The organism is Sphingobium sp. C100 (assembly GCF_000508185.1).
Taxonomy (GTDB): domain Bacteria; phylum Pseudomonadota; class Alphaproteobacteria; order Sphingomonadales; family Sphingomonadaceae; genus Sphingobium.
In genome coordinates this window covers 55,776-79,771 of the sequence record NZ_AYOY01000112.1, presented here as the reverse complement: position 1 = coordinate 79,771, position 23,996 = coordinate 55,776, and the positions used below count along the sequence as shown (strand labels likewise).

At 62.7% G+C, this 23,996-nt stretch carries 25 protein-coding genes and 1 pseudogene; 8 read left to right on the top strand and 18 right to left on the bottom strand.

Features of this window, described 5'->3' with window-relative positions; translation table 11 throughout:
- Positions 1-24 precede the first annotated feature (24 nt).
- The 3 genes from C100_RS32730 to C100_RS32720 are packed head-to-tail and all read right to left on the bottom strand — an operon-like array spanning position 25 to position 3,268.
- A complete protein-coding gene (locus C100_RS32730) occupies positions 25-684 on the bottom strand; it encodes a TadE/TadG family type IV pilus assembly protein (protein WP_037530025.1) in 660 nt (219 codons plus the stop codon).
- Positions 685-689: 5 nt separating this feature from the next.
- Positions 690-1,289, bottom strand: coding sequence for a TadE/TadG family type IV pilus assembly protein (locus C100_RS32725; protein WP_024019246.1), 600 nt, complete (start codon positions 1,287-1,289; stop codon positions 690-692).
- On the bottom strand, positions 1,286-3,268 hold the full coding sequence (locus C100_RS32720) for a TadE/TadG family type IV pilus assembly protein (protein ID WP_024019245.1): 1,983 nt from the start codon (positions 3,266-3,268) through the stop codon (positions 1,286-1,288). Before C100_RS32720 ends, C100_RS32725 begins: the two co-directional genes overlap by 4 nt.
- Positions 3,269-3,421: 153 nt before the next feature.
- Between C100_RS32720 and C100_RS32715 the strand changes: the two genes are divergently transcribed.
- Positions 3,422-4,078, top strand: a complete 657-nt coding sequence (locus C100_RS32715) for a hypothetical protein (protein ID WP_024019244.1) — start codon at positions 3,422-3,424, stop codon at positions 4,076-4,078.
- Positions 4,079-4,120: 42 nt separating this feature from the next.
- Positions 4,121-4,585, top strand: coding sequence for an EF-hand domain-containing protein (locus tag C100_RS32710; RefSeq protein WP_031309055.1), 465 nt, complete (start codon positions 4,121-4,123; stop codon positions 4,583-4,585).
- Positions 4,586-4,679: 94 nt separating this feature from the next.
- Here the strand turns inward: C100_RS32710 and trmFO are convergent, their stop codons facing one another.
- Both trmFO and C100_RS32700 read right to left on the bottom strand, forming a co-directional pair.
- On the bottom strand, positions 4,680-6,023 hold the full coding sequence (gene trmFO, locus C100_RS32705) for a methylenetetrahydrofolate--tRNA-(uracil(54)-C(5))-methyltransferase (FADH(2)-oxidizing) TrmFO (protein ID WP_024019242.1): 1,344 nt from the start codon (positions 6,021-6,023) through the stop codon (positions 4,680-4,682).
- A 115-nt stretch (positions 6,024-6,138) separates the two neighbouring features.
- Complete coding sequence (locus C100_RS32700) at positions 6,139-7,734, bottom strand: hypothetical protein (RefSeq protein WP_024019241.1); 1,596 nt, start codon at positions 7,732-7,734, stop codon at positions 6,139-6,141.
- Between the two features lie 257 nt (positions 7,735-7,991).
- Here C100_RS32700 and C100_RS32695 point away from each other — a divergent pair, with 257 nt between their 5' ends.
- Positions 7,992-8,537 (top strand): superoxide dismutase family protein, encoded by a 546-nt coding sequence (locus tag C100_RS32695; protein ID WP_024019239.1) that lies wholly within the window; start codon positions 7,992-7,994, stop codon positions 8,535-8,537.
- Positions 8,538-8,569: 32 nt separating this feature from the next.
- Here C100_RS32695 and thpR read toward each other — a convergent pair whose 3' ends face one another.
- Positions 8,570-9,115, bottom strand: a complete 546-nt coding sequence (gene thpR, locus C100_RS32690; RefSeq protein WP_031309054.1) for an RNA 2',3'-cyclic phosphodiesterase — start codon at positions 9,113-9,115, stop codon at positions 8,570-8,572.
- A 122-nt stretch (positions 9,116-9,237) separates the two neighbouring features.
- Between thpR and C100_RS32685 the strand changes: the two genes are divergently transcribed.
- Together C100_RS32685 and C100_RS48250 are read left to right on the top strand one after the other, a co-directional pair.
- Positions 9,238-9,975, top strand: coding sequence for a Bax inhibitor-1/YccA family protein (locus C100_RS32685; RefSeq protein WP_031309053.1), 738 nt, complete (start codon positions 9,238-9,240; stop codon positions 9,973-9,975).
- Positions 9,976-10,309: 334 nt separating this feature from the next.
- Positions 10,310-11,131, top strand: a complete 822-nt coding sequence (locus C100_RS48250) for a hypothetical protein (RefSeq protein WP_152536430.1) — start codon at positions 10,310-10,312, stop codon at positions 11,129-11,131.
- A 143-nt stretch (positions 11,132-11,274) separates the two neighbouring features.
- Here the strand turns inward: C100_RS48250 and C100_RS32680 are convergent, their stop codons facing one another.
- The 5 genes from C100_RS32680 to C100_RS32660 all read right to left on the bottom strand — a co-directional run bounded on the left by C100_RS32680 (position 11,275) and on the right by C100_RS32660 (position 16,241).
- The gene (locus tag C100_RS32680; RefSeq protein ID WP_024019235.1) at positions 11,275-12,201 is read right to left on the bottom strand and encodes an IS1595 family transposase; all 927 of its coding nucleotides are present in this window, start codon (positions 12,199-12,201) and stop codon (positions 11,275-11,277) included.
- Between the two features lie 71 nt (positions 12,202-12,272).
- On the bottom strand, positions 12,273-12,905 hold the full coding sequence (locus C100_RS32675) for a glutathione S-transferase family protein (RefSeq protein WP_024019234.1): 633 nt from the start codon (positions 12,903-12,905) through the stop codon (positions 12,273-12,275).
- 68 nt (positions 12,906-12,973) lie between these two features.
- Positions 12,974-14,143: a hypothetical protein gene (locus tag C100_RS32670; RefSeq protein WP_024019233.1), complete on the bottom strand. Its 1,170-nt coding sequence runs from the start codon at positions 14,141-14,143 to the stop codon at positions 12,974-12,976.
- Between the two features lie 155 nt (positions 14,144-14,298).
- The gene (gene rpoH, locus C100_RS32665) at positions 14,299-15,210 is read right to left on the bottom strand and encodes an RNA polymerase sigma factor RpoH (RefSeq protein WP_031309051.1); all 912 of its coding nucleotides are present in this window, start codon (positions 15,208-15,210) and stop codon (positions 14,299-14,301) included.
- Between the two features lie 77 nt (positions 15,211-15,287).
- Positions 15,288-16,241, bottom strand: coding sequence for an RluA family pseudouridine synthase (locus tag C100_RS32660; RefSeq protein WP_024019231.1), 954 nt, complete (start codon positions 16,239-16,241; stop codon positions 15,288-15,290).
- A 17-nt stretch (positions 16,242-16,258) separates the two neighbouring features.
- On the opposite strand from C100_RS32660, the gene C100_RS32655 reads away from it, so the two are divergent.
- Complete coding sequence (locus C100_RS32655) at positions 16,259-16,660, top strand: M67 family metallopeptidase (protein ID WP_024019230.1); 402 nt, start codon at positions 16,259-16,261, stop codon at positions 16,658-16,660.
- 90 nt (positions 16,661-16,750) lie between these two features.
- Positions 16,751-17,398: a histidine phosphotransferase family protein gene (locus C100_RS32650; RefSeq protein WP_031309050.1), complete on the top strand. Its 648-nt coding sequence runs from the start codon at positions 16,751-16,753 to the stop codon at positions 17,396-17,398.
- Between the two features lie 16 nt (positions 17,399-17,414).
- Here C100_RS32650 and C100_RS32645 read toward each other — a convergent pair whose 3' ends face one another.
- From C100_RS32645 to map, 4 genes are all read right to left on the bottom strand, one after another.
- Positions 17,415-18,464: an NAD(P)H-dependent flavin oxidoreductase gene (locus tag C100_RS32645; RefSeq protein WP_024019228.1), complete on the bottom strand. Its 1,050-nt coding sequence runs from the start codon at positions 18,462-18,464 to the stop codon at positions 17,415-17,417.
- A gap of 106 nt (positions 18,465-18,570) precedes the next feature.
- Positions 18,571-19,983, bottom strand: coding sequence for a type I glutamate--ammonia ligase (gene glnA / locus C100_RS32640; protein ID WP_024019227.1), 1,413 nt, complete (start codon positions 19,981-19,983; stop codon positions 18,571-18,573).
- 85 nt (positions 19,984-20,068) lie between these two features.
- On the bottom strand, positions 20,069-20,407 hold the full coding sequence (locus tag C100_RS32635; protein WP_006953025.1) for a P-II family nitrogen regulator: 339 nt from the start codon (positions 20,405-20,407) through the stop codon (positions 20,069-20,071).
- Between the two features lie 238 nt (positions 20,408-20,645).
- On the bottom strand, positions 20,646-21,476 hold the full coding sequence (map, locus tag C100_RS32630; RefSeq protein ID WP_024019226.1) for a type I methionyl aminopeptidase: 831 nt from the start codon (positions 21,474-21,476) through the stop codon (positions 20,646-20,648).
- A 91-nt stretch (positions 21,477-21,567) separates the two neighbouring features.
- On the opposite strand from map, the gene C100_RS32625 reads away from it, so the two are divergent.
- A complete protein-coding gene (locus tag C100_RS32625; RefSeq protein ID WP_024019225.1) occupies positions 21,568-22,329 on the top strand; it encodes a competence/damage-inducible protein A in 762 nt (253 codons plus the stop codon).
- 32 nt (positions 22,330-22,361) lie between these two features.
- On the opposite strand, the gene C100_RS48245 is transcribed toward C100_RS32625, so the two are convergent.
- The 3 genes and pseudogenes from C100_RS48245 to nrdR all read right to left on the bottom strand — a co-directional run bounded on the left by C100_RS48245 (position 22,362) and on the right by nrdR (position 23,941).
- Positions 22,362-22,622 carry a hypothetical protein gene (locus C100_RS48245; protein ID WP_152536429.1) on the bottom strand — a complete coding sequence of 87 codons (261 nt, stop codon included), beginning with the start codon at positions 22,620-22,622 and terminating at the stop codon, positions 22,362-22,364.
- A gap of 54 nt (positions 22,623-22,676) precedes the next feature.
- Positions 22,677-23,390: pseudogene (locus C100_RS32620) on the bottom strand (RNA methyltransferase); the annotation flags it as partial.
- Positions 23,391-23,479: 89 nt separating this feature from the next.
- Positions 23,480-23,941: a transcriptional regulator NrdR gene (gene nrdR / locus C100_RS32615; RefSeq protein WP_024019223.1), complete on the bottom strand. Its 462-nt coding sequence runs from the start codon at positions 23,939-23,941 to the stop codon at positions 23,480-23,482.
- Positions 23,942-23,996: the final 55 nt, after the last annotated feature.

Below are 23,996 nucleotides of genomic sequence, written 5' to 3'. Positions count from 1 at the left end.
CCCGACGGGGCCGCCCTTTTGGTTTCAGGTGCAGCGGGCGGTGTTCGCTGCCGCCAGATTGCCGCCATTCTTGATCGCCTGGTCGGTCCGCTCGCGCACGTTGAACGCGCTGGAATAGCGGATGACCTTTGGGCCGAAGATCGAGTTGCTGACCAGCGGCTGATAAGTATAGGCGACCTCCACGAACATGACCGCAGTGCCGCTGGAGGCGGTCACTTTGGTCGCGGCGGTGGTGCCCGGACCCATCCCGTCTTTCAGACTGCCATCGGTCTTGCCCTTGTTGACGAGGCCATAGCTGGACGTGAAGGCGCCATCACCCCAGCAACGCTGCCAACGGATATATTGGCCTGCATTCGATCCGGTCAGGCCATTGGGCTCCAGGTCGGACAGGATGATGCGGCCATTAGCCTTGAGCCGCAGAGTTTCCGAAGACAGGTCCGCACCGGTCATGATTTCGTTCACATCCGCTTCGTCGATCGACGTGCGCACGCGCGCGGCATTATCGGCGACCAGCATCGCGATCTGGCTGATCCGCATATGGGCCAGCGCCAGATTGGCCGACTCCAGTCCGGCCATGCCCAGGATCAGCAGGACAGGCAGGGAGAAGGCGAATTCGATCAGCGCCAGGCCGCGTTCGTCCCGGCGCAGGCGGCGCAGCAGCAGGCGCGGGACCAGAGGGGGCATCTTTTTCATGAGCAGCGGATCGTCGGTGTGCCCTGATTGGCCCAGGGCTGGTTGCGGACCATGGTTTTCACGGTGACGGACTGGGTGGGGCTCCATCCCAGCAGCTTGGCCATCGGGAACAGGCGCGGCTGGGAAATGGTGACTTCATAATAGACGATGTCGTCCGCGCCGCCCAACCCGGTGCTGCCGCCTGCCGCATCGAATGAGCCATTGCCGTTCGCATCCTCGTAGCAATCGCCGCTATTATAGGTGCCCAGCGGTGCCGTGTCGGTCGTGATTTTTTCCGGCTTTCCGACGCGGGAGAAATTATAATAGCTTTTTTTGACCACCACCGGCGGTGAGCCGTTCTTGGCGGTGATCGTCGACATCTGCGCGGCGATATAGGCGTCGAGCTGTGTCCCGTTGAGCGTGCCGACCGAGGCCGAGCGGGAAGCCTTTTCCAGCACGCCGCGCGCGACCGAGCGCAGATAGGATTGATAGGCGAGGTCGCCGATGCCCATGATGGTGAGGATCAGCGCCGGCGAAACCAGGGCGAATTCCAGCAGGGTGACGCCCCGGACATCGTCCCGCAGGCGCGTGAGCAATGTCGCGATCCGCCCGATCATTGCGACACCCTCAGTCCACCGATATTCTTGGCGATGTCCTTGAACTTCTGGCTGAGCGACGATGCGGTATAGGCCATCGTCCAGTGGTTGGCGCTGGTCGCGCAATTCTGGAGCGGCGTCTGGATATCGCCTTCCGACTGGTTGCGGAAGCCGATGACCCAGATGGTGATGCCCTTTGACTTGACCGAGTTGCACAGCATCTGGAGGCGCGTGTTGTGAATGGCGGTGAGGTCGGTGTTGCCGGTGCTGCCTGAGGCGACGCGGGCGTCGAGTTTCTGATAGCCATAGGCGCCATAGACCTGGTCATAGGCGCTCATGTCACCGTCGGTCATGAAGACGATGTGACGCGAAATGTTGAACCCGTTGGGCGCATTGGCGTTGTCGCTGGCGAAGATGCCGGTGGGCGACAGGAAGCGCGCGCCCCACAACATGCCGATGTCGTGATAGGTGCCGCCGACCGCGACCAGGCCGTTCACATAGCTGTCGAAGCTGCTCGTCTGGCCCGTCGGAATGGCGCTGCGGCTGGTATAGCTGGTCAGGCGGCGCGACTGACTGGGGCAGGCGTTCCACCCGCCGCTGATGCGCGTCGCGGTGTTGAGCCAGGTGCCTGACGCGCTGTTGCTGCGGGTAAATTCAACGTCCGGCCAGTGGGGACGCCATTTGGTGCCCTTCTGCGCAGGATTTGGCAGCGCATCGATGTTTAGATCCTGCGCATTCGATGGCGTGCTGCTGGTCGAGGTGCTCGACGTGATGCTGCTGTCGGTATCCCGCTCTTCGATGCAGCCCGCCCAAGTCGAGGTGGACGCGACCAGATTGCTGCTCGAATCATAGGGTGAACTGCTGTGATAGGCAGGGTTCGCCGTCGCATTGCCGGTAATGAAGCCAGATACATCAATCGGATATTGCCCATATTGCCAGCTATATTGCGGCGTCTGGGTCGTTGTGTAGGTGCGGCGCTCGACATAATTATTGTAGGTGACCGACGTCCAGTCACGACGATAGCGACTGCTGGAATAATAGCAGCTGCCGTTGCTGTAATTGATGCCGTTAGTGGTCCGCGTCTCCGTTCCGGGAGTCGTGATTGTCCCGTCGCTCGCGGTCGTCGCCGTGCCGGCCGTCGTGTTGGATGACTGAGTCATGGTGTCGTTGCGCGTACCGGGGCAGCTATAGCGATCATTGTCTTGACCGCTGCCATCAGTCTTCGATCCCGAAACAAGGGTCCAGCCGCCATAGCTGGTTGCGGAAGTGTAGCTGCTGATATACCGCCGCCGCGTCTGGTAATCCCACGTCTCTCCGCTGACGCCGCCGACAAGATAGTTGGTCGGCAACTGATAGCCGACATTGACGGTCGAACTATAGGGCATGAATCCGTAGCGGATGCGGCCGGTACTGTTTGCGCCCGGCCCCAGCGTGTCGTAAAAATCCTTCACCGCCTGCTTGAGCGCGGCGATGCGCGTGGTGGTGCCGCCATTGCCGTCCGAAATCGAATAGTCCATCGATCCGGTGGTATCGAGCACCAGCATCACGTCGGTATTGCCGATGTCGAACCGCGCTTCGCAGGTGATCGACAAGGGCAGCGTTTCGTAGCGAAAGATTTTCATCACGGTGGTGGGGATGGTGGTCGTGGCCGACACCTGGACCGTGGTGGTTTCGCCAGGCTTGCTGCGGATGACAGGCGTGAAGCTCTTCACCTGAAAAGTGCCCTGGGGAAAGTTGAAATCGAAGAATTTCTTGGCTTCCGCAATGTTGGCGGTGGTCATGGACGATGTTGTCATCGCACGCCGGCCGGCGAGCGCCGCGGCGTCGCAGGCCTGTTGCAGGCGCGCGCGCGCCATATAGGCGCGGCTCATGTCCAGGCCGCCGCCGATCAGCGCCGCGAGCGGGATGATCGCCGCCGCCACCATGGCCATGACGTTGCCAGCCTGGTTGCCCGCCAGTCGTGCGAGAAAGCCCTTGGTATGTCCGTGTATCTTGCCCATTTGCCCGCAATCATCCATGTCGCGCCCGACGCCCCCCACATTCGGGCTGGACAGCTTGCCTGGCTATGCAGGCACACTCGTTAGAATGTGTATGAGGAAGATGGTTAAAAAACGCATAAGCATGATGCCCCTTTGCCACCGGCGAGTCGGTTGATGCCCGCAGAAGAAAGCCTGCCGCCGCTACCGACGCTGCTTGCCAGCCATGCCGGATCCGACGCGGCGCGACATCGCGCGTTGTGGGCGTTTGACGGCCGGCTGGCGCATGTCGCGCGCACGACGCGCGAGCGGGCCATCGGCCAGATGCGGCTTGCCTGGTGGAACGACGTGGTCGAGGACGATCAGGGACGCAAGGGGCAGGGCGAGCCGGTCGCCGATGCGCTGCGCGCGACCGGCGCAATAGACGCGCCGGGACTGGTGGCGATGATCGACGGCTGGGAGGTGCTGGTCATCGAGCCGGAGATCGATGCGCAGGGGCTGCGCGCCTATGCGGCGGGACGCGGGGCAGGGCTGTTCCGCGCGCTGGCCGATGCGGCTGACGGCCCGGACTGGCTGGCGGCGTCCGGGCAGGTCTGGGCGCTGTGGGATCTGGCGGGCCATGTCGAGGACGCCGCGCTGGGCGAGGCGGCGCTGGCGCTGGCGCGCGAACTGCTAAGCGAGGTGGAGGGGGCGCGCTGGCCCGCGGCGTGGAAACCGCAGCGGATCGCCTTCACTCTGGCCCGGCAGGATGTGCTGGCCGGGCGCGGCGCGCCGCGCGGTATGCCGCGCGGCCTGGCCTTGCGGCTGTTGCGGATCGCGCTTGTCGGGCGCTAGACGATCGGGATAGGCTCCCCGTCTGAAGCAGGGAGGGCGGATATGGGGCGATTGCTGGCGGGGGGCATGGCGGCATTGTTGCTGGTTGCGGGCGGCCTGTTCTGGTGGGCTGGCCGCGCGGACAATGTCCCGGTGCCGCAACTCGCGTCCGCGCCGCCGCCGCCGCCGCAGGTCGAAACGCTGCCGCAGGGCGATCCCGACGCGGTGGGCGAGGCGCCGCCCATGCCGGCGCAGGCCAGCCCGCAGAGCCGCGAGCAGAAGCGTTTCGCCCGCTACGACCGCAATCGCGACGGCATCATCACCCGGATCGAGATGATGGGCAGCCGCACCAAGGCGTTCAAGGCGCTGGACAAGGACGGCGACAACCTCCTGTCCTTCGAGGAATGGGCGGTGGCCACGTCCGACCGTTTTGCGGCAGCGGACGCGGACAAGGATGGCAAGCTGACCCCCGCCGAATTCGCCACGACCGCGCCCAAGCGCAGCGCCAAGCCGAAATGCAGATGCTGATGTCCAAATCCGTTCGCTGCGAGCGCAGTCGAGAAGCGGCTAGAGCAGTCCTTTGCGTTTCTTGACACGCTCGGAACGAACGGCGCTCTAAAGATCAGCCGATCGCCATGTCCCCCATCCATGCGCCGAAGGAGGCGCGGGCGCGGGCGGTGTAGGCTTCCTTGCGCTGCTTCTTCTTGATGTCTTCGAGCGTCGGGAACAGGCCGAAATTGACGTTCATCGGCTGATAGTCGGCGGTTGCCACATTGCCCGTCACATGGCCGAGCAATGCGCCTAGCGCCGTGTCGGCGGGCGGCGGCGTCAGCGCGCGGCCGAGCAATTCGGCGGCCGCGAAACGTCCGGCGATCAGGCCGATCGCAGCGCTTTCGACATAGCCCTCGCAGCCCGTCATCTGCCCGGCGAAGCGGATATGCGGCGCGCTTTTCAGGCGCAGCGTGGCGTCGAGCAGCTTGGGGCTTTGAATGAAGGTGTTCCGATGCAGCCCGCCCAGCCGTGCGAACTCGGCCTTTTCAAGACCCGGAATGGTGCGGAACAGTTCCACCTGCGCGCCATGTTTCAGCTTGGTCTGGAAGCCGACCATGTTCCAGAGCGTGCCGGATGCATTGTCCTGCCGTAGCTGCACCACGGCATAGGGCCAGCGACCGGTGCGCGGATTGTCGAGGCCCATCGGCTTCATCGGACCGTGACGGAGGGTTTCCGGCCCGCGCGACGCCATCACCTCGATCGGCATACAGCCCTCAAAATAGGGAGTATTGGCTTCCCATTCCTTAAACTCAGTCTTTTCGCCGTCGATCAGCCCCTGGACGAAGGCCTGGTACTGGTCCTTGTCCATCGGGCAGTTGATATAATCCTTGCCCTCGCCGCCGCCGGGACCGATCTTGTCCCAGCGATTGGCCATCCAGCACTGGTCCATGTCGATGCTGTCATGATGGACCACCGGCGCGATCGCGTCGAAGAAAGCAAGATGCTCCATCCCCGCCGCCTGGCCGATGCTCTGGGCGAGGGCGGTGGCGGTCAGCGGGCCGGTGGCGACGATGGTCATGCCTTCGGTCGGCAGCGTGTCGATCCGTTCGCGCACGACCTCCACATTGGGATGGTCGGCCAGCGCGCGGGTGACGGCGTCGGAAAAGACATGCCTGTCAACGGCCAGCGCGGAGCCGGCGGGCACCTTGGCCGGTTCGGCGCTCGCCATGATGAGCGAGTTCAGCCGGCGCATTTCCTGATGCAGCAGGCCCACCGCATTCTTGTCGGCGTCGTCGGAGCGGAAGCTGTTGGAGCAGACCAGTTCGGCCAGACCGTCGGTCTGGTGCGCGGGGGTCATGTCGCCCGTTCCCCGCATTTCCGACAGGCGGACCTTTATCCCCGCCTGCGCCAGCTGCCATGCCGCTTCCGATCCGGCGAGACCGCCGCCGATGATATGAACCTGATGATTGGACATTCTTCGCTTAACTTCGCATTTTTCCCGCAGACGCGGCCATTTCCGGTCGCCAGTGGGACATATTGTCATGAGAGGCAAGCAGTATAGCCCAATGATGGGCGGCTAGGACAGCGCTCTAGCGGCAGGCGGTGTTGTCTGCCCCGTCCAGCGTCACGAAGCTGATGGAGCGCGCGGGGAAGGTCGCCTGGCCCGCCGGTTGGGCCACGCCCTTCATCGCCGGCAATCGATCGCTGGCGCCCAGACGCAGCAAGGTGCCGTTGAGCCGTGCGCTGGAGGATGGGCCGACGGGCGCGGACAGCGTATAGCGACGCCCGGCGATCGGCAGGGTCAGGCGCGTATCGGCATCGACGCTGTTGTTGATGATGAGCAGCGTCACCCCGCCGGGACGGCCCGCCTGGCAATGGGCGTAGACATGGGCGCCCTCATGAAGCGGCACGCCCGCGTCCAGAACGGTTGCGCCCATCAATCGATGCCATAAGAGGGCGGCCCAATAATTGGCCTTGGGTGTAAAGTCTGATGGTTCCAGTAAAGCATAGTTGCTGGCGGCGAGGGTATTGTGGATTACGACTTTCACCCCCGCCTTGGAGAGCCGGCCGAGCTGGTCGAGATACCGGAAACTATCGACAAAATGGCCGCCCCACGGATTGCCACCACACGCCGCATCCGCGCCTTCGGTCATCCAGATCGGCTTGCCCGGTGCATAAGCGTCGCGCAGCGCGGCGTAAAAGTCATGCGTGGCGCTGGTGCGCGCCAGCCATTCTTCCGACAGGGCTTGATCCAGGCTGGTCTGCGGCAGGCGGGCCGAGGCGCAACGTTGCGATGCGGCGCCATAATGATGGTAGGAAAAGGCGTCGATGCCCGGCCCCGCCGCCGCCATCAGCGCGGCGGTGGATATGGAGCCGGGAATATGCGGCGGCATTCCCCAGGGCGCGGGTGTTTCCGTGGCCGAACCGGGACCGAGCAGGATCATGCCCGGCGCCTGGGTGGCGGCAAACTGACGGAACCGGCGAAAGTCGCGGCCATAGGCGGCCGCGTCATAGCCCTTCGGCGCGCCGCCCATGCCGGCCATGGATGGCTCGTTCATGAATTCGGCCGCCGCGATGTTGCCGCCGATGGCGCGCGTGTAGGTCAGCCAGCGACGGGCCTGATCGTCGGTCCAGGCGCCATCCGCATCCCGCACGCCGGAACTGATGGCGAAGGATGTGACGATCCTGGCATCGACCGACCGCGCAAAGTCGATTACGCCGCGCCACTGTTTCGGAGTGAGAACGCTCTTGAAGCCGGCGGGTGGCTGGGCGGGAGCGGCTTCGCCGTCAGCGAAATAGACACTGTTCGCCCAGCTTCCGCTCACGCGCAGATAGGCTGGACCCAGCGCCCTCGCGAGCATGACGAGGCGTTTGTTGGTGAGGTCGATCGGCGGGCGATATTGGTAGGCGGACGCATCGATCCCGGCATGGCCGCTCTGGGCCGTGCCAACTGTCGGCGCGGCATCCGCATAGGGCTTCCAGAAAGCGCCGCCGGTCACTTCCAGCATTTCGACATTATAGGATTGGAAACGGGGATCGACGGTTGTCAATCGCGGCAGGCGCGCCGGGTCGGGAAGCTGGATGGTGAGGCTGGATCGATGATCGCCCTCCGGTGACGCGGCATTGCTCGCGCCGATCAGGCCGGCAGTGCCGATCGAAAGCGCAATTGCATGATGCCAGTTCATTGTCCTGCTCCTGTTCGGTCCGCCATCCCTAAAGTCGGCCAGGGGGTCAAATAGTGAATCTTGGGCGATCCATAGGTAGCAACTATGGATGGCGCGGATAGGCAGTGGCGGCGGATGGTCCATCGGGCGCGATCACTATCGGGTTGCCATACCATCATGGCGGCGGCGCGACCGTGACAAATCGGTTCGCATCGGCAACAAAAGGCGGTCTGCCGCGTTCGCGCAGAAGAATTCGCGCTTTTCCCTGGAGATTGTCGATGAAGATCATGCCCATCCTGCTCGCCCTGCCGCTTGGCCTTGCGGCATCCGCCTGTGCCACCGCCGCCTCGGACGCCGCCGCCCCCGCAGCTGCGCCGACGGCTCGCACCAGCCTGGCTGCAGGCGACGGCAGCCCCCGCGGGGAGGCGACGGTGACCGAAGCGGCCGACGGGCTGCATGTCCTGGTCAAGGCACAGGGGCTGACGCCCGGTATGCACGCGGTGCATATCCACACCACCGGCATGTGCACCGCGCCCGACTTCACCAGCGCCGGCGGCCATTGGAACCCGACCGCACGCGAACATGGCAAGGATAATCCGGCCGGCAAGCATATGGGCGACATGCCCAACATGATGGCGGGATCGGACGGCATGGGCGAGATGGAGTATGTCGTGCCCGGCGGCATGATCCAGAGCGGGTCGATGCCGCTGCTCGATGCCGATGGCGCAGCGATCGTCATCCACGCGCAGGCCGATGACAATAAGAGCGATCCGGCGGGCAATGCCGGCAGCCGCGTCGCGTGCGGTGTGTTGAAGGCGGGCTGACCGGCTGGTGCGATGGTCAGGCGGGGGAAGCGCTACCCCCCGCCGCCGCTTGCGTCATAATTGGCGACGGGAACATAGCTGGCCCCGGCATGGCCGATCCGGCTTTCGAACAGGCTGAAGCGTTCGACCGAAAAGGCGGGGCTGGCCAGCCCGGCATGGACGGAGAGGAAACCGTCTACCAGGCCGCCGGATCGGCCGAATCGCGCCAAGGTGATATGCGGCAGATAGGCGCGGCCTTCCGGCGGCAGGCCCATCGCCACGCAGGCGCGGTCGATCTTCCGGTGCAACTGCGCCAGCGGATCGCGCGGCTGCACGCCGGCCCAAATTATATCCACAATGCCCTTGCGATCGAAGCTGCCGACGCCCGACAGGCTGATGGTGAAGGGCGAAAAGCGAATGGCGCCCAGCGTATCGGCGACGTCATTGGCCCGGTGGCGATCCACTTCGCCGATAAAGCGCAGGGTCAGGTGCAGTTGGTCGTCATCCTGCCAGCGCGCGCCTTCCACTCCGCCCATCAGCGACAGGAGCAGGGACCGGATCGGGGCGGGCGGACGGATGGCGACGAACAGGCGGTGCATCCGTCCCATATAGACCCCCGCGAACGATGTGCCACGCCTGTTCCGGTTTGGCTTGAAGTCGCGGCCATAAGTGCCGATAATAGAGGAACCGGCAAGGAGTGCCGGTGAAGGAGATGATTTTCATGGCCAACTGGTCCGACCCCCGTTCCGGTGTTGCGGGTTTTGGCAACGCCACCACCGCGCGCGGCGAGGCGTTCGACGCCGGGCTGCGCCGCTACATGCTGTCGGTATATAATTATATGGCGAGCGGCGTACTGCTGACTGGCATCGTCGCGCTGCTGTTCGCGTCGAGCGGGCTCGCCTATCAGATACTCGCCGGCCCCGGCATCCTGAAATATGTCATCATGTTCGCCCCGCTGGTGTTCGTGATGGTGCTGAGCTTTGGCATCAACCGACTGTCCACGGCGACCGCGCAGGCGCTCTACTGGGTCTATGCAGCGGTGATGGGCCTGTCGCTCTCGTCGATCTTCCTGGTCTATACCGGCACGTCGATCGCGCAGACCTTCTTCGCCACGGCGGCCGCCTTCGCGGGCCTGAGCCTCTACGGCTACACCACCAAGAAGGATTTGTCGGGCTTCGGCACCTTCCTGATCATGGGCGTGGTCGGCCTGTTCGTCGCGATGCTGATCAATCTGTTCCTCCAGTCCAGCGCGCTGGATCTGGTGATCAGCTGCCTTGGCGTGCTGCTATTCGCGGGCCTGACCGCTTATGACACGCAGAAGATCAAGAGCATCTACGCCCATGTCGCAGGCACCGACATGATGGGCAAATCGGTAGTGATGGGGGCGCTGAACCTCTATCTCGACTTCATCAACATGTTCCTGTTCCTGCTGCGCTTCATGGGTGGCAGCCGCGACTGACCGCGCTGTATCAACGACATGGCAAAAGACCCGGCGGACATCTCCGCCGGGTCTTTTTTTAGGCGTTGTTATATTTCGCGTACCCAAGCGCGAGCGGGGGTGCTAGGTGATGCGTGAGACTCGCGTTCATTCGGCGGACCCGGAGTTTCGCTCTTGGAGATGTCCTCTGAAATTCACTCTCACTTACGAAGGGCTGCTTAGGACCAGTCAGAAGGGGCGAACCCAGCAACGACCTGAACTTAGGAAGCACTTTCACAAACAGATTAAAAGGCTGTGGGCTAGAAATCCGTTTCTGGCGAGTTGGTCTATCGGTGAAAGACATGAGTCCGCGTTCGTGCAAGAGTGGGTGCAATCCTTTGTTCCGTCTCTGAACGGGATAAAATTTGTCCCTCTCGTTCTGCCAGTATTGGCTGTTGAGTGCGCGTTAGAGTTTCGGATTCTTCGCTCCACTGAAAGGGAGGGGAACGTCGCTGACGCGGACAATCAAATCAAGGCCTTGATCGACGCCCTTAAAATGCCGCAAAACAGCGACGAGATTGGCAAACCTGAAGATTATGAGGGATGCAACCCTCTATTCACGCTAGCTCAGGATGATCGTTTGATCACCAAAATCTCGTCAATTTCTGATGAGATGCTAGACTTACCTGTAGGATGGGACGAGTTTGACCCGAAACTTTGTCGCATCCAAATAGATGTTTTCATCCGGCCAAGACTCCCAACGCGGGAGAACATAATTTTCTTTGATGATGATTCGCGCGTTTGGGACCACCGCTACGATATTGGGTTATTGCAAAGTTTGGCGGGGATGAGCGCTGACCAACTTCGCGCCGCTGTCACTCAGTGCATATTCCGGATTCAGGCCCTAGCTGCCTCGCTCGAAAATACCCCGTACCGAGATCGGTCCGTTGAAAGTTGTGAAGAAGAAACGAAAAGAATGATGGCAGAATCTAGTACGAAAGCTACTATTTGGCGAACTAATCTCTGGCCAAAAGCTTACGCTTTGAGAGAGGAACTCTGTCGAAGAATTTATGGCGAACCTCCTTACCCGCAAAGTTCGGACGATTCAGTCGCAATTATGCATGGAATGCTCGCAGGAGTGTATCCGATCGCTTCAGCAGCTAACGACCTTCAACGTTTACTGATGCGATTTATCTAAGAATTTGCGAGTAATCCGGTCGAGTTTTTCAGCGGCCTCGGTGGGGTTTAGTTCGCCAGCGTCGATTAGCCTTTGAGCCTCCTTTCGGAATCGCTCGCTCTGCTCTTCTGGCGTCTCTTGATGCTTCTTTTCCTGCATGACGATCAGGCCTCACGAGTTGTTTGATAGGTGAGCCGCTTGCCGACGACGCCAGTAAGCAGAATGTTGGCACGCTCGGTATCGCCAATGCCGTGCGCAATGCGGTGGTTATACCGAAACTCAAATTCCGCCAGATAGCGGTGCAAATGCTGCTCGCCACAGTGTTGATACACGCCTTTCATGCCGCGCTTGAAGATGCTGAAATAGCCCTCCACGGTGTTACTGTGGATAGCCGAATTGGCGGGATCGACATACTGTCCAGCGCTGTGGACGGTTACGCCATGCGCCGCGAAGTGCTTTGAAACCGTGGTGTAAGCCATCGCTTCGTCGGTCATGACCACGGCTTCGCGGGCAATGTTCACCTTCACGATCGGCATGAGGGTGGCGGCGTTGACCTTGTCCACGACCATAGTGCGGGCTTTGCCGGTATCGCGGTCGATCAGCGCCAGCACTTTCATCTTGTGGTGAAACGAACGCTTTACCGGCGCGCCCTTAATGCGACCGATGAAAGTCTCGTCCACTTCCACGATCCCGCCGCCCGAACCGAACGCCGAAAAATCATCTGACCGCATAGCTTCGCGGATGCGCTGCGACATGAACCAAGCGGTTTTGAGAGTGACGCCAAGGGTGCGGTGAAGCTGGTTGCTCGAAATGCCCTTCTTGCTGCCAGCGATCAAATACATCGCCTGGAGCCACACGTTCATGGGGACGTGCGAGGCCTCAAAGATGGTGCCGATCTTCACGGTAAAGGGCTTGCGGCACTGATAGCACTTGTACGCACCAATGCGGGTGGACTTGCCCTGCATCTTCGAAATGCGCTCCACGCCGCCACAGCGCGGGCAGACTGGACCTTCCGGCCAGATGCGCGCCTCGACATAGGCGTAGGCGGCTTCTTCGTTGTGGAAGTGCGGAGCTGAAAGTGCGCTGGTCATTCTTCGTACATACGCTTTTGCGTGGGTACGTCAAATATAATAACGCCTTTTTTTAAGCTGCGCCTAACCTCTCAGCCCTGTTTCTGCATCTCGGCGATGAGGCTGTTGTCGATCTCCTTTTGCCGCTGGTAAGCCGGGCGTTCCCGCAGGCGGGCGGCATAGGATTCAAAGGCGGGACGGCTGGGAATGGTGCCGAATTGCAGCCCCCAATCGACCTGCGATCCGACATACACGTCGGCGGCGGTGAACTGGTCGCCGCAAATCCAACCCTCACCTGATACCGCCGCTTCCAGCGTATCGATTGTATCGTCGAAACAGCCATAGCCGGCGCTCCGTTCGCGTCCTTCGGGGACGACGAAACCCATCGCCTTGTTGGTCACCGCGGCCTCAACCGGACCGGCGGTGAAGAAGAGCCAGCGATAATAATCATGTCGCTCGCCCGGCGGCGGGGCGAGGTGGGCGGCAGGGAAAGCATCGGCCAGATAGGCGCAGACCGCCGCGCATTCGGTCACGATCCTGCCTTGGTGGACGATGGCCGGCACCTTGCCCATCGGGTTGATCGCCAGATAGTCGGGCGACTTCATGCCATCGGGGCCATAATCCAGGATTATGGTTTCATAGACTTCGCCAACCTCCTCCAGCATCCAGCGGGCGATCTGCCCGCGCGACATGGGGTTGGTATAGAAAATAAGGTCCAGGGGCATCGCGATTCTCCGCTTCAGGCAAGAGCAGGGTGACGCAAGGCGGGAAGGAGCGCCACCCCGGATCAGGCCTATTCGTCGTCCATGCCCTGCATCTGCCGCATCATATCTTCCATGTTCGGACCGTTCAGCATCCACATGGCGTGCGAGCGAAAACGGACGCGGGCGGTCCATTCGGGTTGCCATGCGACCTTCGCGTCGGTGGGGCGCGGCGGATAGGCGAAATTGGCTTCCGGTCCATAGGCGTAGAGGCTGCCCATCAGCATCGCACCCGCAGCCTTTCCAACTTCCGCCGGCACGGTGCAACTGGTCTGGCTGGGCGGCAGGACGATCTTCTTGCCGATCAGCGCCTGGGCGGAGGCGGGGGACACCCAGTCCCACACCGGGCCGCCAAAGGCCTGGCTGGCCGACGAGGTCCACCACACTATGTCGCCATTCTCCTTGCCGCCAAAGGCCCAGGCATAATAGCCCGTTGCCTGGGGCAGCGCGTTCCAACTGATGTCCGTCGCGCCGCCCGTCGCCGGGGCGGAACGCGGATTGATCGCGGGCATATAGTCCTGCTTCAGTGCGAACTTGATCTCAGGGCTGTAATTGCCGGCAATGCGATGCTCCCCGATCAGCGAAGAACTGGAGGGCACGGGCTTGCGCGTCTGGGCGTTGGGCCATTCGCCATAGGTCTTGCTGTTCGCATAGCGGACCTGCCACGCTTGCGGCACCGACGCGGCATTCATGAAGAGGCCGGGCGGGAACTGGCCACGGGCGAGCTTGGCGAAATCGATCACCACTGGCTGGCCCGGCGCGGCCTTCGCCCCGCAGCCCCAATAGATGAAGAGACGACCCTTGGGGCGTTCGCCGGGGATGCCGGCCTGATCTTCCTGATACTCGGCCGGCGCGTTGCGGGGGGTGACGAGCGGGACGGAGGCGCCCAACCCGGCACCCGCAGGCAGGAAATGGCTGGCCTGGGGCGCGCCATCCGCCGGCGCCTGAGCCGAGCCGAGCCGCAGCACCAGTTCATGCAGCGGCTGATTGGGGCGACCGCCCATCATCATGCCCATCATGGCGCCCATGCTGTCGCCGCCGCCCGCGCCCATGGCGGCCATGCCGGACATGGTGCCGGCGTCGATCGTGTAGCGCGCGACCGGCCCCCCGGACTGTTGGCTGGCGCCGGGAACGGCGAGAATTGCGAGGCAGGACGTAAACGAAGCGCCGCGAGCGAAACGCAGGGTTCGGGATTTGTGCACGACATCTGTTCCTTGTGACAAAGGGAAGAGATGCGACCTTTTTTCTGGGATGAGGCCCTGTAGCAGAGATTGTCACGCGCAGGGAGAGGCCCGACCGTCAAAAAAAAAGCCCCGGATCGCTCCGGGGCTTCCTGCTTGGGAGCAAGATTGCGTAATCAGGCGGTGGCGAGGCGCGCCATCTTGTCCAGCTTGCCGCCGGCGATGCGCATCATCGCCTTTTGCAGCTTTTCGAAGGCGCGGACCTCGATCTGGCGAACGCGCTCGCGGCTCACGCCATAGACCTGGGAAAGCTCCTCCAGCGTCTTGGGTTCTTCCGCCAGACGACGTTCGGCGAGAATATGCTTCTCGCGATCGTTCAGGTCGTCCATCGCTTCGACCAGCATGTCGTGGCGCATGACCTTTTCCTGCTCGTCGGCGACGCGTTCGTCCTGGAGCGGATCATTATCCTGCAACCAATCCTGCCACTGGCCATCGCCATCTTCGCGCATCGGCACGTTGAGCGACGTGTCGCCGCCCATGGCCATGCGGCGGTTCATCGAGATCACATCATCTTCGCTGACGCCCAGATCGGTCGCGATCTTGGTCACGTCCTCGGGTCGCAGGTCGCCATCCTCGAACGCTTCGATATTATTCTTCATCCGACGCAGGTTGAAGAACAGCTTTTTCTGCGCGGCGGTGGTGCCCATTTTGACCAGGGACCAGGACCGCAGGATGAATTCCTGGATCGAGGCGCGAATCCACCACATGGCGTATGTCGCCAGGCGGAAGCCGCGATCGGCCTCGAACTTCTTCACGCCCTGCATCAGGCCGATATTGCCTTCGCTGATCAGCTCGCTGACCGGCAGGCCGTAGCCGCGATAGCCCATGGCGATCTTGGCCACCAGTCGCAGATGCGAGGTAACAAGCTGCGCCGCGGCTTCGGGGTCCTGATGTTCCTCGTAGCGCTTCGCCAGCATATATTCCTGCTCAGGAGTGAGCAGCGGAAATTTGCGAATTTCCGACAGATAGCGGTTGAGGCTGGCTTCACCGCCCAGCGCCGGAACCGCGGGGACATTGCTCTTGGCCATGTCGTCACCTTTCCCTTTCATTGCGCGGCGGGACCCAGAAGAGGCGTCTCAGGCGCCGTCGCAAAACTTGTCAAAACCTATACGTGAAGCTCGCTTAACAGTTCCTGCATATCGGCGGGCAGCGCACTTTGAAACTGGAGGGGCTTTTCCGTTGCCGGATGTATGAACCCTAGCGTTTTCGCGTGCAATGCCTGCCTTTTGAAACCCAGCGTTTCCAGTATTGATTTGAAACCTTTTCTTTCTCTACCGTAAACCTGGTCCCCGATCAAGGGGTGTCCCAGATGCGCCATATGGACGCGAACCTGATGCGTCCGACCGGTTTCCAGCCGACATTCCATCAATGCTGCGCCGTTCAGCCGCTCTACCGTGCGATAATGAGTGACGGCATGTTTGCCGCGCCCTTCCCGATGAACAGCCATCTTCTTTCGATCAGCGTCGGATCGGCCGATCCATGTATCCACCGTGCCCGCGCCCGGCATCGGCGCGCCATAAGTGATCGCCGCATAGGCACGGTCGATGCTGTGATCCTTGAACTGACGCGCCAGCCCCTCATGGGCCTTGTCGGTCTTTGCAACGACCAGAAGCCCGGAAGTATCCTTGTCGATGCGATGAACGATGCCCGGCCGCGCCACGCCGCCAATACCCGACAGTCGCCCCGCACAATGATGGAGCAGCGCGTTGACGAGGGTGCCGTCGAGATTGCCGGCGGCGGGATGGACGACCAGGCCGGCGGGCTTGTCGATGACGATCAGGTCGGCATCTTCATGCACGATAACCAGCGGAATATCCTGCGCCACCGTATCGAGCGGCGTCGGCGGGGGGAGGGTGACCGTAAAAAGCTGGCCGGCGACGACCTTCATCGACGCGTTTAGCTTGCCGCTGTGCCGGGCCTGCACCTGGCCATCGCCGATCAGCGTCTTGAGCCGCTCGCGCGAAATGTCGGGCAGGAGGTCCGCAAGCGCGCGGTCGAGTCGCAGCCCATGCTGCGCTTCGCCAATCGCTGCTTCGATGATGGAAACCCCCGGAACCATGGACTAGGGATGTAGGCATGAAGGTCGCAATATCAAGGGTCACCCTGGAACAAATCATGGCCTTGTGCGTGGCCGACCGTGATGAGGTCTGCGGTTTGCTGCTGGGCGCGCCGGGGCGGATCGACGCGATCCTGCCCGCCGCCAACATCGCCTCCGATCCCGCCCGCCATTTCGAACTGGACCCCGCGGTGCTGATCGCGGCGCATCGGGCGGCGAGGGCAGGCGGACCGGCCGTGATCGGCCATTATCATTCGCACCCTTCCGGCGTCGCCATGCCATCGGCGACAGACGCCGCCTGCGCGGCCCCCGATGGCGGCTTCTGGCTGATCGTCGCGGATGGAGAGGCGCGCCTCTGGATCGCGGGGGCGAAGGACGGCGGCGTGGTGCGCTTTGTAGAGGCAATGCTCGACATAAGGTGAGCGAAAGGCGGCGAGCCGGGCTTGCATCGCGGCACCGGGCGGCGCATTAGCCGGGTCACTCCCCTTTTCACATTGGCGACCCGCATCCGCATGACCAACCCGACCGACAGCATCGAATTTGCCAGCCTGCTTTGTTCGCGCCTGTGCCATGACCTGCTAAGCCCGGTCGGCGCGCTCAACAACGGGCTGGAACTGATGGCGGACGAGACGGACCCGGCGATGCGGGAGCGCTGCCTGGACCTGCTGTCGGACAGCGCGCGGACATCGGCCAACAAGCTGAAATTTTTCCGCCTGGCCTTCGGATCGGCGGGCGGCTTTGGCGAAGCGGTGCCGCCGCACGAGGCCAAGGTCGCGATCGAGGGAATGTTCGCGGGATCGGGCAGGGTCAAGGTCGGCTGGATGGTCGACGAACAGATGCTCGGCAAGCTCGCGGCCAAAATCCTGCTCAACCTGGCGCTGATCGCCGGCGACGCGCTGGTGCGCGGTGGTCAGCTCGATATCGGCGCGGAAACGCGGCCGGGCGTCACCGAGATCGTGGTGCGGGCCGAAGGGCCAAAGCTGGTGCTGGACCCGGACCTGCGCGCCGCGCTGGCGGGCACGCTGCCGGTCGAGGGGCTGGCGTCGCGCACGGCGGCGGCCTGGATGGTGCGACAACTGGTGATGGAAGCAGGCGGCCAGATCGTCTTGTCGCCCGCCGGAGAGCCGACCCTGTTGTTCGGGGCGGTGATACCGGGCTGAGGACTGCGTGGGAGCGCTATAGGACAGCCATCTCCGATTCGATTCTGGCCACCAGTTCGGCAGCAGGCAGCGCACGGGCGAATGGCGCGCCCTGACCCGCCCATTGCGCGCCATAGCCGCCTTCGCCATGCGACCGGGCAAGCTGGTTGAGCGCCTTTCCGGCATCATAGGCAATGGGATAGTCGGGCGGTGTCTGCGTCGTTTCGACGCCCCATTGGACGAAGCGGTTGGGCAGGCAGCGGGCCGGACGGCCGGAAATCACGCGCGTCATGACGGTATGTGCCGCCGCCGGGCTGAACAGGGCAGCGCGATAGTCGGCATCAGCGCTACTTTCCGGACAGCCGATGAAGGCGGTGCCCAGTTGCGCCGCGATCGCGCCCAAATCGAGTGCGGCGCGCACGCCACGGCCGTCCATGATGCCGCCCGCCGCGATGACGGGCAGATCCGAGCGTTCCACCAGCAGCCGCGTCAGCGCAAAGGTGCCGAGCCGATCGTCGGGCGCAGTCGGATCGAACATGCCGCGGTGGCCGCCGGCCTCAAATCCCTGCGCGACGAGCATATCGACACCGGCCGCGTTGGCGGCGTGCGCCTCGGCGAGGCTGGTGACGCTGGCGAACAGGATGCAACCGGCTGCCTTCAGCGTTGCGATCCGCCAGGCTTCGGGAAGGCCGAAATGAAGGCTGACCACGGCTGGCCGGGTTTCGGCCAGCATGGCGAGCATGGCGTCATCCGCCGCGAAGCTGCGATAGATTTCCCGAAGCGACGTGGGCGGCGCTGCGCTGAACTGGCCGAAAAGCGGTTCAAGGGTGGCAAGCCATCGCGCCTCCAGCGCCGGACGGGGCGTGGCCGGAGCGTGGGCGAAGAGATTGACGTTGAAGGGGCGATCCGTTCGGGCGCGCACTGCGGCGATCATATCCCGCGCGGCGGGCGCATCGATCGCACCAACGGCGATCGAGCCGAGCGCACCGGCGTTGCTGACCGCAGCGGCCATGGCAGGCGTGGAGACACCGGCCATCGGCGCCTGGATGAGGGGGATGGAGAGGCCAAGCATATCCAGCGGGGTCATGTCGCCAATGTGGGGTGTCGCCTTTCATCCCGCAATCGCCTGCAAAAGCGAAAGGCCCGACCGCTTGCGCGGCCGGGCCTTTTTTTACAGCGTCCCGGGAAAGGGGTCAGGCGCTGTAATACATGTCGAATTCGACCGGCGAAGGCGCCATTTCCCAGCGATACACTTCCGGCCACTTCAGCTCGATATAGGCATCGATCTGATCCTTGGTGAAGACATCGCCCTTCAGCAAAAACTCGTAATCGGCCTCCAGGCTGGTCAGCGCTTCACGCAGCGAAGCGCAGACGGTCGGCACCTGGCTCAGTTCCTCGGGCGGCAGGTCGTAGAGATTCTTGTCCATAGCGGCGCCCGGATGGATCTTGTTCTCGATGCCGTCGAGGCCGGCCATCAGCAGCGCGGCGTAGCACAGATAGGGGTTGGCCATTGCATCGGGGAAGCGGAACTCGACGCGCTTCGCCTTGGCGCCCGCGCCATAGGGAATACGGCAGGAGGCCGACCGGTTGCGGGCCGAATAGGCCAGCAGCACGGGCGCTTCGAAGCCGGGCACCAGGCGCTTGTAGCTGTTGGTGGTCGGGTTGGTGAAGGCGTTGAGCGCCTTGGCGTGCTTGATGACGCCGCCGATGAAATAGAGGCACATGTCGGACAGGCCAGCATAGCCGTCGCCCGCGAACAGCGGCTTGCCGCTGTCCCAGATCGACATGTGGGTATGCATGCCGCTGCCATTATCTTCCGCGATCGGCTTGGGCATGAAAGTCGCGGTCTTGCCATAGGCCTGGGCGACCATGTGGACTACATATTTGTAGATCTGCATACGGTCGGCGGTGGTGACGAGCGTGCCGAAGGTCAGGCCCAGTTCGTGCTGCGCGGCGGCGACTTCATGGTGATGCTTGTCGCAGGGCAGGCCCATTTCGAGCATGGTCGACACCATTTCGGCGCGAATGTCGGTGCAGGGGTCAACCGGCGCGACGGGGAAATAACCGCCCTTGGCGCGCGGACGGTGGCCCAGATTGCCGCCTTCATATTCCTTGCCGGTGTTGGTCGGCAGTTCGATGTCATCGATCTTGTAAAAGGATTCGCTATAGTCCGAATTGAAGCGGACATCGTCGAACATGAAGAATTCGGCTTCCGGCCCGACATAGACGGTGTCGCCGAAACCGGCCGACTTGACGAAGGCTTCGGCGCGCTTCGCGGTCGAACGGGGATCGCGGGCGTAAAGCTCGCCGGTGTCGGGCTCGACAATGTCGCAGAACAGGATCATCATCGGGGTGGCGCTGAACGGATCGACATAGACGGCGTCCAGGTCGGGCTTCAGGATCATGTCGGATTCGTTGATCGCCTTCCAGCCTTCGATCGACGAACCGTCGAACATCAGGCCGTCGGTCAGTTCATCCTCGCCCATCACGTTCGCGCACATGGTCAGGTGCTGCCATTTGCCCTTGGGATCGGTGAAGCGCAGATCGACCCACTCGATCTCCTGGTCCTCGATCATCTTCAGGATGTCTTTTGGCGTATTGGCCATGTGCAATTGCCCTTCTTTCAGAAAACCCCCCCAAGGGGTCCGTTGATGCCTGTCTTCCGGCCCCCCGCGGGACCGGCCGATAAAATCAGATGGCGTCGCTGTCACGTTCGCCGGTGCGGATGCGCACTGCGCCCTCGACATTCGAAATGAAGATCTTGCCATCGCCGATGCGCCCGGTCTGCGCGGCGGCGCAGATCGCTTCGACCACCCGGTCGGCGAGCGAGTCGTCGACGACGACCTCCAGCTTCACCTTGGGCAGGAAATCGACCACATATTCCGCACCGCGATACAGTTCGGTATGGCCCTTCTGCCGGCCAAAGCCCTTCGCCTCGGTTACGGTGATGCCGGACACGCCCACTTCGTGCAGCGCTTCCTTCACCTCGTCCAGCTTGAACGGCTTTATGATCGCTTCGATCTTCTTCATCGCTTAATAGTCCCAACCCATGACGCACGCCGACATGCGGGCGCCGCCCCCATGCCTCTCCTCAAGCGACGATCCCCATGCTCCCGCAAGGCACGCATCCGTCGCTCTTGGCAATCAATTACCGTGCCAAATGGCGAATCGCTAGGACTGCTTTCGGCGATGCAGCAATCTTTGTCCATATTGCCCGGATTCCGGGCAATTTCATGTCGCCATGCCCAATTATTGGGCAGGGCATGGATCAGGCGCCATAGGGCGGGCAGTCGCGCCCGGCCGGACTTTTGGTGAAGATTTCGCAACCCGTTTCGGTGATGCCGATACTATGTTCGAACTGGGCGGACAGGGTCCGATCGCGCGTCACCGCGGTCCAGCCGTCGTCCAGCATCTTCACGTCCGGCTTGCCGATGTTGATCATCGGTTCGATCGTGAAGAACATGCCGGGCTTCAGCTCCGGGCCGCTGCCGGGGCGACCGATATGGACGACTTCTGGGCTGTCGTGAAAGACGCGGCCCACGCCATGGCCGCAAAAATCGCGGACGACGCCATAACGATGCTTTTCGGCATGGCGCTGGATGGCATGGCCGATGTCGCCCAGATGATTGCCGGGCCTGGCCTGCTCGATGCCCAGCATCAGGCATTCATAGGTGACCTCCACCAGCCGCCGTGCCTTGATCGAGGCTTCGCCGGCGATGAACATGCGGCTGGTGTCGCCATGCCAGCCATCGACCTGCGGCGTGACGTCGATATTGAGGATGTCGCCATCCTTGAGCCGATAGTCGCCGGGGATGCCATGGCAGATAACGTTGTTCAGGCTGATGCAGCAGCTGTGGGTATAGCCGCGATAGCCCAGGGTCGCCGGCACGCCGCCGCCGTCCAGCGTCATGCGGCGGACAATGTCGTCCAGTTCGCCGGTGGTGACGCCGGGCACCACATGAGGCGCCAGCGCGTCGAGGATTTCGGCGGCGAGCCGGCCGGCCTTGCGCATCCCGGCAAAGCCGGAGTCGTCATGGAGCTTGATCGCGGTCGAGCGGGAAATCGGCGCATCGGCCGTCATCGTCATATAGTCGGTCATGACGCGATTATAGTCGCTTGGCCGGCATAATGCGAGGGGGGCGGTGTGCGGGGCTCTAGGCAGCCCGCCCGTCACAGGCTATGGACGCGCCATGGCCGATACGACCCGCATCTGGACTGCAGCGCTGATTGTGATCGGCGACGAGATATTGTCCGGCCGCACGCAGGACAGGAATGTCGCGCAAATCGCGACCTGGTTGAACGTCCAGGGCATACGCCTGCGCGAAGTGCGGGTGGTGGCGGACGACAGTCAGGCGATCGTCGAGGCGGTGAACGCCCTGCGCGCGCGCAACGATTATCTGTTCACCACGGGCGGCATAGGGCCGACTCATGACGACATCACCGTCGATGCGATTGCCGCGGCGCTGGGCGTGGGCGTGGAAATCCACGAAGGAGCGCGGGCCGTGCTGTCGAGCTATTATGAAACGCGCGGCGGCCTGACCGAAGCGCGACTGCGCATGGCGCGGGTGCCGGCCGGCGCCACTCTGATCGAAAACCGCATGTCGGGTGCGCCCGGCATCCGTCACGGCAATATCTTCATCATGGCCGGCGTGCCGCATATTACTGCGGGGATGCTGGAAAGCCTGACCGGAACGTTGGAAGGCGGCTTGCCGCTGCGATCGGCTACGATTGGCTGCTGGGTGGCGGAAAGCGAGATCGCCGACTTGCTGGGCGCGATCGAGCGGGCGCATGAGGGATGCCAGATCGGCAGCTATCCTTTTTTCCGCGACGGCCGGACGGGCGCCAATTTCGTTGTGCGCTCAACGGAGCAGGCCCGGCTCGACGCCTGTATGGCGGCGCTGGGCGCGGGGCTGGAACGGGGCGGCTGGGCGGTTTACCCCGGCGGTATCTGATATACGAAAGGGGGCGAGCACCCCATCGCCGTTCAGCGATTTCCGTTTGTGGCCCTCAGGATCAGTCGAAGCTTATCCTTGGCGCGCTGTTTTGCAACATAGGCATCCCATTGTTCCGGCGTTCCGCACGTTTTGCTGCCGGCCATGCGAGAACTGTGCGGATGCACAATGTAACGACAAACGAACTGGCCGGTCGTCGTCTCATCGTTGTCTTCCGTAGCCGTCGGAGCTACAGCGTGAGCCGAACTGGCAAAAAGAAGTGAAGAGAGGATGGTAGCGGTTGCGATGCGCATCGAGCTTCTCCTGTCATTCCTGCCGCGATATTGTTGCTTAGTTGCAGGTCGGTGTCAACGTGAACGCGGCTTGGCGAGGGTGGACAGCACGCCGCGGAAGGTGCGCACCTCCAGATGGTTCCAACCCGGTTTGGTCAGCAGGTTGCGCAATGTTCGCTTGGTTGCTTGCGCGCGATCGGCAGGGAAGAAATAGCCCGCGCTTTCCAGCATCGTGTCGAGCTGATCGATCATGCCCTCCAACTCGACCTGCGGCGCTGGTTCGAGCATGTCGGTGACGGTCGGCTGTTCCAGGGATGCCTGTTTCGACCATTCATAGGCGCACAGGATAACGGCCTGGGCCAGGTTGAGCGAACCGAATTCCGGGTTGATCGGCACGGTCAGGATCTTGCGGGCGAGGGCGACGTCGTCGGTTTCCAGCCCGGATCGTTCCGGCCCGAAGACGAAGGCGCTGCGGCCTTGCGCAGCATGGATTTCGCGGGCGGCCGCTTCGGGCGTGACGACCGGCTTGGTGACGCCGCGCTTGCGCACCGTGGTGGCGTAGACATGGGCGCAGTCGGCGACGGCATCGGCCAGCGTCTCATGGACCTGCGCCTGATCCAGGATGAAATCCGCGCCGGCGGCCGACGGGCCTGCATCGGGATTGGGCCAGCCGTCGCGGGGCGAGACCAGCCGCATTTCGGTCAGTCCGAAATTCAGCATCGCGCGCGCGGCCTTGCCGATATTCTCGCCCAGTTGCGGGCGGACGAGGACGATGACGGGGGGTAGGGAAGGAGTGTTCATCATGCCATTCTTTTCTGCCGCCCCTTCCCCCATTCGCCCTGAGTGAAGGCGACGTTTGAGAAGAGGAATAAATCCCCTCAATCCCGCCCGACGGCCTTCACCGTCCCGGCGAATTCCTCGAAATCCTTGGCGTCGGTGAAATCCTTGTAGACGCTGGCGAAGCGGATATAGGCGACGCTGTCCAGGCGTTTCAGCCCCTCCATCACCATCTCGCCGATCGCGCGGGCGGGCACTTCGCCCTCGCCGCTGGTTTCGAGTTGGCGCTGGATGCCTGATACCAGCTTTTCGAGGCGGCTGGGATCGATCGGCCGCTTGCGGCTGGCGATGCCGATGGACCTCGCCAGCTTGTCGCGGTCGAATGCTTCCTTCCGTCCCTCGCTCTTCACCACCCAGATGTCGCGCAACTGGATGCGTTCGAAGGTGGTGAAGCGCGCGCCGCAGGCTTCGCACTGGCGGCGGCGGCGGATGGCGTTGCCATCCTCCGTCGGCCGGCTGTCCTTCACCTGGCTGTCTTCATGGGAACAGAAGGGGCAGCGCATTTATATAATCTCCGTTCGTTTCGAGCCGGGTCGGGAAACGATGTCGCGGAACCCG